The sequence below is a fragment of the Anaerobacillus sp. ABR4_321 genome (genome assembly GCF_056158505.1).
The window spans coordinates 31409-47971 of record NZ_JBSWTK010000001.1 but is presented as its reverse complement, the minus strand read 5'-3'; the positions used below and the strand labels follow the sequence as shown (position 1 = coordinate 47971).

Here is a 16563-nt window from a genome sequence, read left to right as displayed (position 1 = left end):
GATGACATGGGGTTATTGGTACCCTCTTTTTTATGGCTATTAAGCTTATTAGCTGTAATCATTGTATTTTACTTATTTCGAAAGCAATTTGATAAAACACGAGTGCCATCTACTTTTCTGTGGAATCAAGTGATTGAAGAGTGGCAGGCCTCTAAATGGTGGAAAAAGCTTCAGCAAAACCTATTGTTTTATTTGCAGCTCTTGTTTATCATACTCATCGTTTTTGCACTCGCGAGGCCTTTCGTTACGACAGATCGCCTATCAGGTGAAACCGGGGCAGTCGTACTCGATACGTCAGCTACAATGTCTGCAGGTGATGGGGAGACGAAGTTTGATCAAGCAAAGAAAGAAGTACTCGATTTAATAGACACCCTTGGAGATGATCAGAGCTTAACGATGGTCACTTCAGGGGCAGTACCTACAATGATATTTGCAAAAGAAACGGACAAACGAAAAATGAAAAAGATCGTCGAAGAGCTCTCGGTGACTTATGAAGAAGAAAATATACAAGAAGCGATTAGCCTTGCTTCATCGTACATAGCGAATCAACAGGGGAGTGTATACGTATTCTCAGATGACGTGAAAAAGAATGAGGTTAGCGAAGTTCAACACCAGGTTGTGGTTAATAACATTGGTGGAGAAGTGAAAAATCTATCATTACGAACCTTTGGGGTGAAGAACAATCAAGCAACGGCTACAGTGAAGAATGAAATGCCTGAAGCGTCAACTGTCAGCGTATCGGTTTATTCTGAAGATGAAGCATTGATCGAAGCAAAAAATGAAAAGGTGAATTCAGGAGAGTCATTCACGTTTCAGTTCGATGGATTACCGGAGGGTACCTATTTTAAAGCACAGATTAAGAACGAAGATGATTATAAGGTCGACAATACCCTCTATACCTTTTCAGAGGTAGAGGCTACGCCTCAAGTCTATCTAGCTGGTGATGTCTCTCCTTTTATAAAACGAGCCATCACGCTGCTCGGGTATGATCCGGTCACGTTATCTATTGAAGGCGATTCTTTTTCATATCCTGAGCGTGAGGATGCTATTTACGTGTTGAACGGGGTAGCACGTGAAGATTGGCCGGAAACAGGAGGGATCTTACTCTTTTCTCCTATGATTCAGGATTTCAATGGCTATGAAGTGAAAGAGAAAATTGAACTTGAAAAGACGCTCATGAGTAAAAACCAGGCTGTATTGGAATATGTGAGTATGGAAGATGTTTACCTGAACGCTGCATATCCGACTTCAATTCCACTCGAACCAATCGTAACTAGCGGTGATACTCCTGTGTTACTCAGCGGAAAGCTTGAGGGAAGACCGATGTTGTTTGCTTCATTCGATATCGAAGATTCTGATTGGCCATTGCATCCGAGTTTTCCAATCTTTATACAAAATGCGATTCAATATGTGAGTGAAGATCAACATTTCCTTGGTTCTTATTCCCCTGGTCAAACAATCGACTTACCGTATTCATCAACAACGAAAGGTGCTGTATTAGAAGATAGTAAAGGAAGTCACTTGGGAGATTTAAGTACGGACGAGTGGAGCCAAGCCGCTCCTTATCAACCTGACTTGTATACCATCGTTGAAGAACGAACAGATGGCTTTCAAGAGAAGCGCTTCATTGTAACTCTGCCTTCGAATGAACGGTCACCAATAAGTAGCGAGTCTTTCGCATTAGGAGAAGAAACGACAGCAGTTACAGAGTCGGGTAAGATTGAATGGTGGTATGTGCTCGCTGGTTTAGGACTTCTCATTTTATTGATCGAATGGGAGGTGTATCGACGTGGGCATGCATTTTGATCAACCTCTATGGCTGTTCACCTTCTTTCTCGTCGGACTATCGTTATTTCTTTATTGGAAACAAATGCGATCTACTACTGAAGAATGGGTTTTACTTTCCGTTAGATCACTACAATTTGTTTGCTTGATCTTTGCGCTCGCTGGCATGCAAATCGTAACGCCTGTTACAGAGGTTTCAACCATTTTTGTCGCGGACAGGTCTGATAGTCAAAAGAACCAAAGTGAAGAGATGATGGGCTATATTCAGAGTTCACTTGAAAACAGTCGATCTGATGATGAGTTTGGTGTCGTAACCATTGGATCAGATGTGAATGTTGAACGGAATTTAAGCCGTTATGAGAAGCAGAAGATTGAATTTCTTGCTGAAACCGATGGCAGTGCTACTGATCTCGCAAGTGGTCTTAGTGTTGGTGGAAGTCTACTAAACACGAACCATCGATCGAGGGTCGTTCTGTTAACGGATGGAAACGAAACGGTGCATGATGCAGTAGCACGTGCAGAAGAATTAGCGAGGCAAGGCATCACTGTAGACGTAAAAGCGTTTGAGCCTGAATCACGAAAAGATGCTGCGATTACGTCATTTCGTGTTCCAGATAAGGTGTATACAGGAGAGACGGCAACTCTTGAGCTTAATGTTGAAAGTAACGAAAAGATGCTAGGCAACGTAAGAATTTATGGAGGAAACGAACAAATCATAGATAAGGAAGTTGAGCTCGAAGCTGGCATCAATCGGTTTACGTTTAACGATGAGATTTCAGAAGCGGGTTTCAAGGAGTACAAAGCTGAAGTGACTGCACCAGATGACACGATTCCTGAAAATAATGAAGCATACGGAATTTCAGTCGTGAAAGGCACGCCTAAAATCTTAGTGATCGAAGGCGAAGAAGGCGAAGGAGATAATGCGGTAGCAGCGTTAGCTTCTACTGATCTATCTGTAAAGCAAATTACGCCTGAATTTCTTCCGACTACTCTCACCGGTCTAGCGGAATACCAATCTATCATCTTTGCGAATGTGTCCGGAACGCAGGTAAGTGAAGCACAGATGACGATGATCGAGTCGGCTGTAAGAGACTTTGGGACAGGATTCATCATGACAGGTGGGAAGAATAGTTTCGGGTTAGGTGGGTATTTTCAAACGCCGATTGAAAAAATTCTTCCTGTTGATATGGATGTGAAGGGTAAAAAAGAAATTCCATCGCTCGGCATGGTCATGGTACTGGATCGTTCAGGAAGTATGTCAGGGTACAAGCTCGATCTTGCAAAAGAAGCAGCGGCTCGTTCTGTGGAACTGCTAAGAGAGAGGGATACGTTTGGGTTTATCGCTTTCGACGATCGTCCGTGGGAAATCATTGAAACGAAGCCGATCGAGGATAAGAAGAGTGTGATCGAAAAAGTATCGAGCCTTACCTCCGGTGGAGGGACCGAAATCTTTACGTCACTCTCACTTGCTTATGAAACATTGTCTCCTCTCGAATTAAAACGAAAGCACATCATCTTACTTACTGATGGACAGGCAAGCAACCGGCCTGATTATGAAACGATGATAAACGCCTCGGAAAATAGCGATATTTCACTTTCGACTGTTGCGATCGGAACTGATGCGGATAAAGCGCTTCTCGAAGAAATCGCTGGCTACGGAGATGGACGTTTTTATGACGTTGAAGATCCATCGACGATTCCTAGTATATTAGCAAGAGAAACAGCGTTAACGACAAGGACGTATATTGAAGACAACCCTTTCTTCCCTGTTTTGACGGGAAATGAATTGCAGTCTTTCCTTGAAGGTGGGATACCAAGAATGAATGCCTACATTGCTACGACACCAAAAGGGAGGGCATCTGTTCTTCTTCAGAGTGAGAAGGAAGATCCAGTTCTTGCTAGGTGGCAATACGGTCTCGGTAAGACGATTGCCTGGACGAGTGATCTTAGCGGTGAATGGTCTGGTAATTGGCCATCTTGGAAGCAGTGGTCCGCTTTCTGGAACAATATGGTGACATCCACCCTTCCACAGTATGAAGGTAGTGCGTTTGAATTGAAGACCGCTAAACAAGGGGATCAGGCAACTGTTTCAATTACATCTTATGATGACGTTAAAGGAGAAGTAAGTGGAAAAATAGTAGATTCAGGAGGTAATGAAGTACCATCACAATTTAACATTACTGCACCTGGAGAATATGAATTAACCTTTAAAGGAGAAACAGGTGTTTACTTTGCTCAGATTCAACAGCAAGAAAATGGCGAAGTAACCGACGCTTATCAAACAGGATTCGCCCTCCCATACAAGGAGGAGTACCGTCCAGTGAATCTCGACCAAAAGAAGCTTGAAGCGATTGCTGAGGCAGGAAATGGACGCGTGCTCTCTGATAATGATAATGTGTTTGAACGAAATACACCTGTTGGCTACGATCGACAGCCTATTTGGAATTATCTCCTGTTACTCGCACTTCTATTATTCATTGCAGATGTTGCCATTCGTCGTTTTGGTCTCATAAAAGTCAACTTGAAGAACAAGCAATTGAAAAAGGAACGCCCTCAAACACAAGTAAGCCCGAGCAAATTTGAACGGTTAAAAACAGCGTCAAAAACTAGCTCTACGAAGAAAACTTTTTCTAAAGTTGATCCACCAGAGGAAGTCGTTACAAAGAATGAGAAGAAAAGGCAAGAGCTGCCTATTAAAAAACAAGAATTGTCAAACAGTGATCGGATGTCCAGATTGCTCGATGCGAAAAATAGACGTAAGTAAAGGTAAGACTCTTGTGCTAGTCACAAGAGTCTTATTGATTTTAAGAGGAAGAGTGATGGTACAATAAGAGAATGATAGGAAAGAGGAGTGGCTAAATTGAACCCTGGTGAGCTTACGATCAAGTGCAACATCTTAGAGAAGATTATTGATAACGCTTACGAATGGATCGTTGTGGTAAATACGGATGGCTTAATCGATTATATGAATAAAACGTACTGCGAATTTTTAGAAGTGAAGAGTGAAGAAGTCATTGGAAAGCATGTTACTGATGTTATCGAGAATACCCGTATGCATATCGTAGCAAGAACAGGCGAGCTCGAACTTGCTGATCTCCAATACATCCGTGGAAACTACATGATTGCCAATAGAGTCCCGATCTATCATCATGATGAACTCATCGGAGCTGTGGGAACAGTGATCTTTCGTGATACAGAGCAATGGAAACAGATGAACACGCATGTGAAGGGACTGCTTTCAGAGCTTGAATATTATCGAAGTGGTAAAGCGAAAGAAAATGGTGCAAGCTATTCTCTTTCAGATATCGCAGGCGTTTCTGACTCCATACAAAGCTTAAAGGACAAAGTTAAGCAAATTGCGAGTGGAAACGTGTCTGTGCTCATACGCGGGGAAAGTGGAACTGGTAAAGAACTCTTCGCTCACAGTATCCACCAGCTAAGCGAACGAAGCAATCGCCCTTTTGTTAAAGTGAACTGCGGAGCGATTCCAGATCAGCTTCTTGAATCAGAGCTTTTTGGATATGAGGAAGGGGCTTTTACTGGAGCGAAAAAAGGCGGGAAGCCAGGCAAGTTTGAACTTGCGAATAACGGAACGATCTTTCTAGATGAGATCGGTGATATGCCCGTAAATATGCAGGTGAAATTATTGAGGGTTCTTCAAGATCGTGAAGTGGAGCGGGTCGGTAGTCTCCGCTCAAAGAAAGTAGATGTAAGAATAATCGCAGCGACGAATAGGCCGCTCGAAGCGATGGTAGAAGAACGCAGGTTTCGAGAAGATCTGTTTTATCGAATCAATGTTATCCAGCTATTTATTCCTCCTTTACGAGATCGACTTAAGGATGTAACGCCTCTTGCAGAATTGTTCGTAAAGAAGATCTCGATAAAAACTGGGAAGCGAGTACTTGGGATAGAGGAAGAAGCGATGAGGTTTCTTCTTCAACATAACTGGCCCGGTAACGCTCGGGAACTCGAGAATGCTCTTGAAGCAGCTGTTCACTTAACAAGAAATGAAACGCTCGATGTGGATGCTCTACCAGATTATTTAACAGAAGAAAAAACGATCGTGTCAGCTGGTCGAAAATTAAAGGATGTACTAGAAGAAGCAGAGAGGGAAGCGATTCGAAAGACGCTTGTGAAATGTTCCGATAATAAAATCGAAGCAGCAAAAATTCTAGGAATAGGGAAAACGAGCTTATATGACAAGATAAAAAAATACGACCTTTAGTGATTCCGCAAAACCGGAAATAATTCCGTTTTTGCGGAATTTTTCTATTTTGACAGTTATAGATGAGGTTTGATGCATTTTTCTCAATGCGTATGCTCTGAAATTCCGAAAAAGCGGAAACGTATGATTGGATCGAATGCTTTAAAGTAAGAGCTGTCAGTATTTTTCGAAAAATGAAAGTTGGCACGATACTTGCAACGGTTTATGTGAATGGGAAAGGAGTTGGAGTCATGAAGAAACAGTATGGCAGTGGCTATGAAGCAATAAAGGATATTAAAGACGGTTCCAAGATTATGGTAGGAGGGTTTGGTCTCGTAGGGATACCAGAACAGATGATTCTTGGTTTAGTGGAATCTGGTGTTAAAGATCTTACGGTAATCTCAAATAATTGTGGTGTAGATGAGTGGGGACTTGGTCTCTTGTTAAAGAAAAAGCAGATTAAGAAAATGATCGGTTCCTATGTAGGAGAAAACAAGGAGTTCGAACGTCAAGTTCTCTCTGGGGAGCTTGAGGTAGAGCTGATTCCACAGGGGACGCTAGCTGAACGGATTCGAGCTGGAGGTGCAGGGATCCCAGCGTTTTATACACCAGCTGGAGTAGGAACTGAAGTAGCAAGAGGGAAAGAAACAAGGATATTCGATGATAAGGAATATGTCCTTGAACATGCTCTGCATGCGGATTACAGCCTTGTACGAGCGAGTATAGCGGATGAGATGGGGAACCTTGTGTTCAACAAAACAGCAAGCAACTTTAACCCTATGATCGCAGCTGCAGGAAAGGTTACGTTTGCAGAAGTAGAACAAATCGTACCGACAGGCGAACTTGATCCGGATCAAATCCATACGCCAGGTATTTATGTTCAAGCATTGTTAGAGGCAGAGCAAGAAAAACGTATAGAGCGTCGCACTGTACGTGAAGAGCAAGGGGTGATGAAATGAGTACAACAAAGACGAATGTAAGAGAACGTATCGCTAGAAGAGCTGAACAAGAAATTGAAAGCGGTTTCTACGTCAATCTCGGTATCGGCATGCCTACGCTAGTTGCCAATCACATTTCAGATAATAAAGAGGTTGTTCTTCAATCAGAGAATGGGCTGCTCGGTATCGGCGCTTATCCTAAAGAAGGAGAAGTCGATCCTGACTTGATCAATGCTGGTAAAGAAACGGTTACAGCGATAACAGGTGCTTCGTTTTTTGACAGTGCTGAATCGTTCGGAATGATTCGCGGCGGTCACATCGATTTAGCGATTCTAGGAGGAATGGAAGTTTCCAAGAATGGTGATTTAGCGAACTGGATGATTCCAGGCAAAATGATTAAAGGTATGGGCGGCGCGATGGATCTTGTACATGGTGCAAAGAAAATCGCGGTCATTATGGAACACGTGAACAGAGATGGCGCACCGAAAATCGTTGAATCATGTTCACTGCCTTTAACAGGCAAAGGTGTCGTCGATCGAATTATCACCGAACGAGCTGTAATCGATGTAACTGAAGAGGGGCTCGTGTTAAAGGAAATAGCAAAAGGTTATACGTTAGATGATATTAAGAATTCAACCGGAACAGATCTTGTAGTGGCGTCAGATATTGCGTATGACGCATTTTAAGAAGGAGGAACAAGAATGTTAAGTATGATTGGATTGATTGGGGGGCTTTTGCTACTCATCTACCTTACGATGAAAGGAATGAACCTGTTAGTAGTAGCGCCTCTATGTGCATTGTTTGTAGCAATCATGAGTGCTCTCCCATTGTTTCCTCAACTCGTTGAGGAGGGTGCTGCGAATTTCGTTGGCAATTATATGGGAGGATTCGCAGGATTCGTATCATCTTGGTTCCCGATGTTCCTACTAGGAGCGATCTTTGGGAAGGTGATGGAAGACAGTGGAGCAGCTGACAGTGTATCAAAATGGGTCGTAGCAAAGCTTGGGATCAAACAGGCAGTACTCGCGATCGTGCTAGCGTGTGCGATCTTAACGTACGGAGGCGTAAGCTTGTTCGTTGTAGCGTTTTCCGTTTATCCGATGGCAGTAAGTTTATTTAAACAAGCAGATTTGCCTCGTCGATTCATTCCTGCAGCTCTTGCTTTTGGATCGGTAACATTCACGATGACATCTGCTGGTTCACCTGAGATTCAAAACTGGATACCAATCGAATATTTAGATACAAGTCCATATGCAGGCTGGGAAGTCAGTTTAATCGTAGCATTGTTTATGGCAGGGTTTGGGTACTGGTGGTTAAAGCGCATGATCTCGAAAGCTGTTGCTAACGGCGAAAAGTTCGTTGCAAGAGATGAAGATCCTGAGGTTGAAGACCGTCCGCTACCACATCCACTGATGGGGTTAGTTCCTCTTGTAATCGTATTGATCATCTCGTTTATCTTCCACGATAGTTTGAAACAGTCAGCTTTGATCATCGCGCTGCTAGGTGGAATCGTCGCTACATATTCGTTAAACAGAAAATATTTTGCGAACTTCGGCCGAGCTGTTTCAGATGGTACCCTCGGTGCATTGATCGCAATCGGTAATACGGCTGCAGTTGTTGGCTTTGGAGGAGTAGCAAAGGCAGTTCCAGCTTTTGAAACGGCTGTTGGTTTTATGACTGGTATCCCAGGTAGTCCTTTGATTGGAGGAGCTATTGCGGTAAGTGTTATCGCGGGATTAACAGGATCAGCTTCTGGTGGACAAGTCATTGCATTACCGATCCTTGCGCCGCATTATATTGACGCTGGTGTCAATCCTGAAGCACTTCACCGTACGATCGCGATTTCTTCTGGTGCACTCGATTCTCTTCCACACAATGGTTATGTGGTTACAACGATCAGAGCGATATGTGGAGAATCACATCAGGATGCATACGGTGCAGTTGGAGCATTGACTGTAATCGTTCCGTTGATCGGCTTAGCGATTGCCATCATTTTATTTAGTCTTGGATTAGGAATATAAGGGTTCAAAGGAGGAAGTCAGTTGTTTGTAAAAGACAAGGTAGTCGTGATCACTGGAGCAGCAAGTGGCATCGGTAAAGAATTAGCAAAAGTGTTTTCTGATCACGGAGCAAACGTTGTTCTAAGTGATCTGAATGAGGTGAAGGTAAAGGAAGCTGCAGAAACTATTCGTGGAGAAGGTGCTGTAACCCTTGGAATTCGATGCGATGTAACGAAAGAAGATGAAGTTCAGGCGATGCTCGACCAAACGATAGAACAATTTGATCGAGTGGATGTACTGATCAATAATGCTGGGCTTCAGCACGTATCCAATTTGGAGGACTTTCCAACTGAAAAGTTTGAACTCCTTACAAAAGTGATGCTCGTTGCACCTTTTATTGCGACTAAACTCGTTTTTCCGATCATGAAGAAACAGGGTACAGGGCGCATCATCAATATGTCGTCGATCAACGGGTTAGTTGGATTTTCAGGAAAGTCAGCATACAACAGTGCGAAGCATGGCGTTATTGGCCTGACGAAAGTTGCTGCTCTCGAAGGTGCTGAGCACGGCATCACCGTTAACGCTGTGTGTCCAGGATATGTCGATACCCCATTAGTTCGTGGTCAACTAGAGGACCTTGCAGAGAGCCGGAATGTTCCACTTGAGCGAGTATTAGAAGATGTCATTTATCCTCTAGTTCCGCAAAAACGCTTGTTATCGGTTCAAGAGATTGCGGATTATACGATGTTTTTGGCAAGTGACCAAGCGAAAGGAATCACAGGCCAAGCTGCTGTGATCGATGGAGGGTATACGGCTCAATAATATTTGTAAACGTTTTCCTTCCTTTGTAAAATAAAGATGAGGAATGGAGGAGATAGTGTGAAAGATGTGTTTATTTTAGAAGGAGCTCGAACGCCATTCGGGACATTTGGTGGTTCACTAAAAGACGTGTCGCCAACAGATTTAGGCGTAACAGCTAGTAAAGAAGCAATGAAAAAGAGTAAGGTCAGTCCTGAAGAGATCGACTTATCTGTTATTGGAAACGTTATTCATTCAACTTCCAATGCATCTTACCTTGCTCGTCATATTGCATTAAAGTCTGGTGTTCCAATCTCTAGTCCTGCTTTAACCGTGAATAGATTATGCGGGTCAGGACTGCAAGCAGTCATATCCGCGGCACAGTCGATCATGATGGGAGAAGGGAAAACAGCTCTCGCCGGTGGTGCCGATAACATGAGTCTATCGCCTCACGTCTTAAGAGGTAGCCGTTTTGGCACAAAACTAGGTGCACCAAAAGTGGACGACATGTTATGGGCTACGTTAACCGATGGATACACAGGTTTTGGAATGGGTGTGACTGGTGAAAACTTAGCTGAAAAGTATGGGATAACGCGAGAAGACCAGGATGCATTCGCAGCACAAAGTCAAGAAAGAGCTTCACTTGCAAGAGCACAAGGTAAATTCTCTGAAGAAATAGCACCAGTTGAAATTCAAGGGAAAAAGGGTACAACCGTTACTGAGGATGAGCATATTCGTGAAGGTACAACAACAGAAAAGCTAAGCACGTTAAAACCAGCATTTAAAAAGGATGGGACCGTTACTGGTGGAAATGCGAGCGGAATTAATGATGGGGCAGCAGCGGTCGTATTAGCAGGAGAGGAATATGTATCTTCTCATTCTTTATCCCCGCTAGCACGCATCGTTTCATGGGGCATCGCTGGAGTAGACCCTTCCATAATGGGGATTGGACCAGTCCCTGCTATTCAAACGGCATTAAAAAATGCTAACTTAACCATGCAAGATATGGACTTAGTCGAAGTGAATGAAGCCTTTGCTGCACAGTATTTAGCTGTGGAAAAGGAGTTAGAGCTCGACAGGTCGATCGTTAATGTGAACGGAGGGGCGATTGCCCTTGGTCATCCTGTTGGAGCAAGCGGGACGAGAGTGCTATATACAATGACGAAAGAACTGAAACGAAGAAATGGTAAGTATGGTGTAGCTTCACTTTGTATTGGTGGGGGTCAGGGAATCGCAGTCGTTGTAGAAATGGTCTAATCTTTCAGAAAACATTTACAATTAATTATAAGTAACATATAATGAGTGTATTACTAACGGAAAGGGGCTGTGTATTATGTTAAATCACAAAATGAGCATTGTAATTTCATATTGTGCACAGTCCAATCGATCGCCAAAATAATTCAGAAGATCCTTTTGATTAATAAGGCCATGGACTGTGTGCGTACATGTCCATGGTTTTTTTATCCCACACGTGTAGGGATGTGTGAAAAGCCGTGATTAACAACGGCTTTTTTTTAATACTTTTATTAATCAGGAGGATTTTAATGAAGTTAACGAATTTAGGATGGAACGATTATTTTGAAGCTATGCTTAATGAGAAACGTGTTGAAGGAAGAGAACCAGTAAGAGTGATCGAGGAGCATCGAGGCTCATATGAGGTTTCAAACGGGGATACTGTGTTTCGGGCAGACCTATCAGGAAAATACCGTTATGAAGCAGCTCAGCGAGAAGATTTACCTGCGGTTGGAGATTGGGTGATGGCGACGCTTTTACTTGAAGAAGAGAGAGCTATTATTCACGATTTGATACCAAGAAAGACAAAATTCTCAAGAAAAGCAGCAGGGAACACAACAGACGAACAAATCGTAGCGGCTAATATCGATACTGTGTTTCTTGTAAATGCACTAAATCAAGATTTTAACTTAGCAAGAATCGAGCGCTACCTTGTCATGGCGTGGGAAAGTGGAGCTACCCCAGTCATCGTTTTAAGTAAATCTGATTTATGTGATGATGCTGACACAAAAGCAGATTCTGTTGAGGGAATTGCAATCGGAGTGCCAGTTCACATTGTTAGTTCATCGACTGGTGAAGGGCTTGAAGCACTAGAACCATATGTGAGTGACGGGAAAACCGTTGCATTACTTGGATCTTCTGGAGCAGGAAAATCAACATTAATCAATAAGTTATATGGTAGTGACATTCAGCTAGTTCAGGGAATCAGAGACGATGATGGAAAGGGGAGACATACGACGACCAGCAGGGAGTTAATCGTTCTTGAAACAGGCGGAATACTGATCGACACCCCCGGAATGAGAGAACTCCAGCTTTGGGATGCGAGCAGCATGACGAACAGCTTTCAAGATATAGAAGCACTTTCCGAAAACTGTTTCTTTAGAGATTGCACACATACCGGGGAACCAAAGTGCGCAGTACTTTCTGCGATTGAAGAAGGAAGTCTCGAGCAAAGGCGGTTCGACAATTACAAGAAATTTGAGCGGGAACTCGCTTATTTGGAAAGGCAAACGGATAAGAGGGCTCAAATCGAAGAACGAAAGAAATGGAAGAAAGTAGCTGGAGATCGTACAAGGCAACACCGCAGGTAATCTTATGCTGAGAGGAGCAAAATGATGGATGATGAACGTTCTGTTTTAGCTCAATATGCTTCTTTACCAGACTGGTTAATTCAAACGGTCAAGACGTTAAGTGATGATACATTTTTCACGCCGATTAAGCCGAATAAGTGGTCGGTTGCAGAAATTGTAGCCCACCTTCGTGTATGGGACACGTACCTGTTAGAAGAGCGACTCCCTTATATTCAGAAAGAAGCGAGGTTAAAAAAATCATCAGTTAGTGTTGAATCGGTCAATTTAAAAGCCTCAAAGTATGCGAAGTCAGGTAAGTCAATGGAAGATTTGATTGAGGAATGTATTCTAGAACGTCGTAACGTTGTAGCAAAGTTAAATGAATTTACGCTCGAAGAATGGGAACATACCTTTTATATCGATAATTATCCATTATGTTTAACGAGCTATATAAAAGGGCTTATTGAACATGATCATCATCATAAACTCCAAATCGAGGTTTTTATGAACGAACTAGGCATAGAATTCCACACTCTTCTTTCATAAGAGACCACTCATCCGGACATGCTATGAGTGGAGGTGAGTCGTATGGCAAAGCGAAAAGCAAATCCATCTACAACAGGCCTTCCTTCTTCTCAGCCTGAAGGACAGGGAACTGGAATTGAGTTAGGCGAGCCGCAAGATTCCAAGAGGAAGAAGAAAAAGAAATAGCAAAAAGTGTGTTGCGTTAAAAGCAACACACTTTTTTTATTGTTAAAGAATGCTTAAGCTTGTACCAACTCTCGCCTAAGAATTTTGTTCATACTAGCAACCAATCTTCTGGCACCTTCAAGTAATGGTTCACGGTCTACATAGAAGAGGGGTACTTTGATTCGTACGGTATCGTTGGATCCAGCATGCGGAAGAATCAGCAAACGCTCTTCTAGAAATACTTTAACAATTTCTTTGTCAGGCACCTGGGTTTTTATATCGATCCACAAGGAAGTAGGATCACCTTTTTCCACAATCGTAATATTTTCTGAGAACGGCTCGATTACCGATAGGAGGTGGTGTCTTCGATCATTCAATTCTTTTAAAACATCATCGAGATGGGACATCATCACTTCTGAACTCAAAATATTATCGACAAGTTCCAATAGAACAGGAGGGGGGATAAGACCGAGCTGCATTTGAACCTCTTGAAGACGTAGCTTCACATTAGATGGTCCTATGATCCATCCGATGCTAATCCCAGGTGCAATCCCAGTGAAATGGCCAATCTGTATGACAAATTTACGATCACTAGCTAGTTCATAATAAGTAGGGATAGAACTGATTTTAGAATGGATGAGTAGTGGTGCTTCAATAATTTCCACCATCGGAATAGTCGCTCTTTCACATAACTGCAATAGATCCGTTCGCTTTTTGCTCGTCGATGCTTTGTTACTCTGATTGTATAGTGGGCTCGTTATGACGAGTTTAAGTTTTTCTTTTCGTAACAGCTGCTCTGTCAAAGGGTTGTCATTTGAGAACCATATTACTTTTATACCTGAAGTCAACAACATATTAATGTGTGAAAATTTAGCGGGCGCTTCGACAGCAATAGTGTCGCCTGGTGTGAGTAGACATTTGAGTGCGATGAGTATGGACTGCTCGATGCTCGAAGTAAGAACCATGTTTTCCGGGTTAGCTTCATTTTTGATGAATTGACATAAAGAGCTTGTAATACTTGAAGTCACGGATCGTCCATTGCTCTCTCTCATTGTAAAAGGAATTAATTCCTTTGTTTCTTTTGCTAAACAAAGATCAGAGGCGGCAGTCCCTGACATCAAATTAATAAATGAGGGTTCATTCATATATTGGTACACTTGTCTGAAAACCACGCTGTCTTCGTTTAAGTGATGATTACGTAATTTGTTCCAAGTGATCGAGTGATTGGGGAGAAGATCTTCAGCTTCTTCGCTTACGCGCGTACCGCTACCTTGCTTAGAAGTGATTAAACCATTCGCTCTTAATTCTGCGTAAGCAGTCGTGATCGTGCTCCGGTTTACCTCCAGTTGTATCGCAAGTTCGCGTTCAGTAGGAAGAAGAGTACCTGGTATCAAGTAGCCATTCAGGATGGCATTCTGATAGTATTCTACAATTTGTTTGTAAAGTGGCTTCTTACTATCAAAATCTAGGATGAGTCTCGCCATTTTTATCACCTCATACACTATTATAGAGAAATTTAAAGAAAATTGTATAAATTTTTAAAAAACTTTTTAGCTCAAAAGTCCTTGATATATAAGGAGAATAAGCCATTTGCATGAATTTATAACATAAATTTACAAATTGGTTGGTGTCAATTTGACTAAATTGGATGGTTACAGAAAGTTTTTTGAAATTTACAATAAGTTTAAACATTCAGGTAACTAGTCGGATTTCATTCTTTGAAGTGGGTTTAGGCGTACATAGCAATGAGTGAGGTGACCTCCCTGTTATTGCACTCATTATCGTTCCTTTTTCCATATTGAAAAGAAAGGAATCAAGCCAATTACCTGGATGGCAAAACAAATAGGGGGTAAAACAATGAAAAAGAAGTTTTCTCTACTGCTTTCAGTCATCATGTTGTTAAGCCTTTTCCTTGCAGCTTGTTCTGGTAATTCCAGTACTTCTGGAAATACAAACAGTGAAGGAAAAGCATCAGGAGATTCAGAAAGCACTGAAGAAACAAGCAAAGAACAGGTATTGAATCTTACGGATACACAGGATATCCCAACGATGGATACTACACAGGCAACTGACACTGTAGCATTCAACGTAATGAACCAGGTATTTGAAGGTCTATATCGTTTAGATAAGGATAATAAACCTGTCCTTGGTATGGCTGCTGAAGAGCCTAAGGTTGAAGAAAAGGATGGGGAAACGGTTTATACATTTACGATTCGTGACGATGCGAATTGGTCTGATGGTACACCGGTAACAGCTGAAGATTTCGTTTACTCTTGGCAGAAGATCATTCACCCTGATACATTGGGCGGATACGCTTCAATGCTAGGAACAGCTGGTGTCAAAAATGGAAATGAAATCGTAACTGAAGGTGACCCGCTTTACGGTAAAGTTGAAGAACTTGGAGTTAAAGCAGTAGATGAGAAGACTCTTGAAGTTACTGTTACTCAGAAGGTTCCTTACTTCTTCGACCTTCTAACATTTGCTTCATTCTATCCACAGCCTTCTAAATTTGCTGAAGAGCAAGGTGAAAACTATGCTCTAGAAGCAGATACTATGCTTTACAACGGACCATTTACTCTTGCTGAGTGGAACCATGGTGAAGGTTGGAAGCTTGCTAAGAACGATGGCTATTGGGATGCTGACACTGTAAAGCTTGAAGAAGCAAACTATAAAATCGTTAAAGATGAAGCTACACGCGTTAACCTTTACGAAACTGGAAAAATCGATCGTGCTAGTCTAAGTGCAGACTTTGTTGATCAGTTCCAGGGAAGAGAAGATTTCTCTACAATTCTTGATACAGCGATCTTCTTCCTTCGTATGAACCAAAAGAATGAAGCGCTAGCGAACAATGACATTCGTAAGGCACTATTCCTTGCATATGACCGTGATGGTCTAGTAAACGTATTGCTAAACAACGGTTCAATCGCTGCTCGTTACCTTGTTCCAAAAGATTTCTTATTCAAAGATGGTGAAGATTTCAGAGCACCAGCTCCAGAGGGCTACCTTGCTGACAAAACAGCAGATGACGCTGCTGAATACTGGAAGAAAGGTCTAGAAGCGATTGGACAAGATTCAGTTGATCTTGAATTCCTAACAACTGATTCAGAGCTTGCTTCTAAAATTGCTGAATACGCAAAAGAGCAGTTTGAGTCTAAGTTAGATGGACTTACAATTACAATCAACAAACAGCCTTGGAAGCAGTTCCTTGATCTTGAAGATGCAGGTGACTTCGATATCTCAACTGGTGGTTGGGGACCAGACTATCCAGATCCAATGACTTACGTTTACATGTTTGAAACTGACGGAGCATACAACCGTATGGATTACTCTAGCGAACAGTATGACAAGCTCGTTTCAGATGCTAAAGTTGAAACGGATCAGCAGAAGCGTTGGGAAATGATGCAGGAAGCTGAGCGTATCCTTATCGAAGAAGATACGGCAATTGTTCCTACTTACCAGCGTGGTGGCGCAATCTTGATGAAAGAACATGTTAAGAACTACCATATCCACAAATTTGGTGCAGATTCTACACTTAAGTGGGTAACGATCGAATAGTAAACGAAAGA

13 protein-coding genes are annotated in these 16563 nt (G+C 42.3%); 12 read left to right on the top strand and 1 reads right to left on the bottom strand.

From position 1 onward, the window contains the following. The first annotated feature begins 6 nt into the window (after positions 1-6). The 11 genes from ACXADT_RS00205 (at position 7) to ACXADT_RS00155 (ending at position 13018) form a co-directional block, all read left to right on the top strand. Positions 7-1806 carry a vWA domain-containing protein gene (locus ACXADT_RS00205; protein WP_474832847.1) on the top strand — a complete coding sequence of 600 codons (1800 nt, stop codon included), beginning with the start codon at positions 7-9 and terminating at the stop codon, positions 1804-1806. Then, positions 1796-4549, top strand: a complete 2754-nt coding sequence (locus ACXADT_RS00200) for a VWA domain-containing protein (protein ID WP_474834613.1) — start codon at positions 1796-1798, stop codon at positions 4547-4549. The genes ACXADT_RS00205 and ACXADT_RS00200 overlap by 11 nt, the downstream gene beginning before the upstream one ends. A gap of 96 nt (positions 4550-4645) precedes the next feature. Beyond that, positions 4646-6010, top strand: a complete 1365-nt coding sequence (locus ACXADT_RS00195) for a sigma-54 interaction domain-containing protein (protein WP_474834611.1) — start codon at positions 4646-4648, stop codon at positions 6008-6010. 230 nt (positions 6011-6240) lie between these two features. Further along, positions 6241-6948, top strand: coding sequence for a CoA transferase subunit A (locus ACXADT_RS00190; RefSeq protein WP_474832845.1), 708 nt, complete (start codon positions 6241-6243; stop codon positions 6946-6948). Then, positions 6945-7613, top strand: coding sequence for a CoA transferase subunit B (locus tag ACXADT_RS00185; RefSeq protein WP_474832844.1), 669 nt, complete (start codon positions 6945-6947; stop codon positions 7611-7613). The genes ACXADT_RS00190 and ACXADT_RS00185 overlap by 4 nt, the downstream gene beginning before the upstream one ends. A gap of 15 nt (positions 7614-7628) precedes the next feature. Then, a complete protein-coding gene (locus ACXADT_RS00180; protein ID WP_474832842.1) occupies positions 7629-8948 on the top strand; it encodes a GntP family permease in 1320 nt (439 codons plus the stop codon). Positions 8949-8969: 21 nt separating this feature from the next. Then, positions 8970-9749 carry a 3-hydroxybutyrate dehydrogenase gene (locus ACXADT_RS00175; RefSeq protein WP_474832841.1) on the top strand — a complete coding sequence of 260 codons (780 nt, stop codon included), beginning with the start codon at positions 8970-8972 and terminating at the stop codon, positions 9747-9749. A 57-nt stretch (positions 9750-9806) separates the two neighbouring features. Further along, entirely contained in the window at positions 9807-10982 is a 1176-nt protein-coding gene (locus ACXADT_RS00170) for an acetyl-CoA C-acetyltransferase (RefSeq protein WP_474832839.1), read from the top strand. 287 nt (positions 10983-11269) lie between these two features. Continuing rightward, positions 11270-12328 carry a ribosome small subunit-dependent GTPase A gene (rsgA, locus tag ACXADT_RS00165; RefSeq protein ID WP_474832838.1) on the top strand — a complete coding sequence of 353 codons (1059 nt, stop codon included), beginning with the start codon at positions 11270-11272 and terminating at the stop codon, positions 12326-12328. 24 nt (positions 12329-12352) lie between these two features. Further along, positions 12353-12853, top strand: a complete 501-nt coding sequence (locus ACXADT_RS00160) for a DinB family protein (protein WP_474832837.1) — start codon at positions 12353-12355, stop codon at positions 12851-12853. Between the two features lie 42 nt (positions 12854-12895). Continuing rightward, positions 12896-13018 (top strand): YuzL family protein, encoded by a 123-nt coding sequence (locus tag ACXADT_RS00155; RefSeq protein ID WP_270182575.1) that lies wholly within the window; start codon positions 12896-12898, stop codon positions 13016-13018. Positions 13019-13071: 53 nt separating this feature from the next. On the opposite strand, the gene ACXADT_RS00150 is transcribed toward ACXADT_RS00155, so the two are convergent. After that, on the bottom strand, positions 13072-14481 hold the full coding sequence (locus ACXADT_RS00150) for an aminotransferase class I/II-fold pyridoxal phosphate-dependent enzyme (RefSeq protein WP_474832835.1): 1410 nt from the start codon (positions 14479-14481) through the stop codon (positions 13072-13074). Between the two features lie 373 nt (positions 14482-14854). On the opposite strand from ACXADT_RS00150, the gene ACXADT_RS00145 reads away from it, so the two are divergent. Beyond that, positions 14855-16552: a peptide ABC transporter substrate-binding protein gene (locus ACXADT_RS00145; RefSeq protein WP_270182577.1), complete on the top strand. Its 1698-nt coding sequence runs from the start codon at positions 14855-14857 to the stop codon at positions 16550-16552. The last annotated feature ends 11 nt before the right edge of the window (positions 16553-16563 follow it).

Bases quoted from the DNA above. Each gene is read 5' to 3' on its own strand.
- ACXADT_RS00205 (WP_474832847.1), top strand. From the start codon at position 7: ATGGGGTTATTGGTACCCTCTTTTTTATGGCTATTAAGCTTATTAGCT.
- ACXADT_RS00200 (WP_474834613.1), top strand. From the start codon at position 1,796: ATGCATTTTGATCAACCTCTATGGCTGTTCACCTTCTTTCTCGTCGGA.
- ACXADT_RS00190 (WP_474832845.1), top strand. From the start codon at position 6,241: ATGAAGAAACAGTATGGCAGTGGCTATGAAGCAATAAAGGATATTAAA.
- ACXADT_RS00185 (WP_474832844.1), top strand. From the start codon at position 6,945: ATGAGTACAACAAAGACGAATGTAAGAGAACGTATCGCTAGAAGAGCT.
- ACXADT_RS00180 (WP_474832842.1), top strand. From the start codon at position 7,629: ATGTTAAGTATGATTGGATTGATTGGGGGGCTTTTGCTACTCATCTAC.
- rsgA (WP_474832838.1), top strand. From the start codon at position 11,270: ATGAAGTTAACGAATTTAGGATGGAACGATTATTTTGAAGCTATGCTT.
- ACXADT_RS00160 (WP_474832837.1), top strand. From the start codon at position 12,353: ATGGATGATGAACGTTCTGTTTTAGCTCAATATGCTTCTTTACCAGAC.
- ACXADT_RS00155 (WP_270182575.1), top strand. From the start codon at position 12,896: ATGGCAAAGCGAAAAGCAAATCCATCTACAACAGGCCTTCCTTCTTCT.
- ACXADT_RS00150 (WP_474832835.1), bottom strand. From the start codon at position 14,481: ATGGCGAGACTCATCCTAGATTTTGATAGTAAGAAGCCACTTTACAAA.
- ACXADT_RS00145 (WP_270182577.1), top strand. From the start codon at position 14,855: ATGAAAAAGAAGTTTTCTCTACTGCTTTCAGTCATCATGTTGTTAAGC.